This window comes from Mesorhizobium waitakense (assembly GCF_056431085.1).
Window position 1 is genome coordinate 1 of sequence record NZ_JBWKME010000218.1, and the last position, 313, is coordinate 313.

The 313-nt window shown below is 67.7% G+C and carries 1 protein-coding gene; it reads right to left on the minus strand.

The genetic code is table 11. The annotated features are described in order from the left end of the window. Nucleotides 1-119 precede the first annotated feature (119 nt). A partial coding sequence (locus AC07FD_RS38610; protein WP_478354070.1) for a hypothetical protein occupies nt 120-313 on the minus strand: 194 nt, incomplete at its 5' end.

Consider the following 313-nt stretch of genomic DNA (forward strand, 5'->3'; position numbering starts at 1 on the left):
TCGCGCCGGTTTCACCAGTTGCACCAGTCGAGCCTGTCGCTCCGGTGGAGCCGGTTGCACCTGTCGATCCAGTCGCCCCGGTTTCACCAGTCGCACCTGTCGATCCAGTCGCGCCGGTTTCACCAGTCGCACCAGTTGAGCCGGTCGCACCAGTTGAGCCGGTCGCTCCGGTCGAGCCGGTTGCCCCAGTCGAGCCTGTTGCACCGGTCGAGCCGGTTGCTCCGGTCGAGCCGGTTGCTCCGGTCGAGCCAGTTGCCCCAGTCGAGCCTGTTGCACCGGTTGCTCCGGTCGAGCCGGTTGCTCCGGTCGAGCC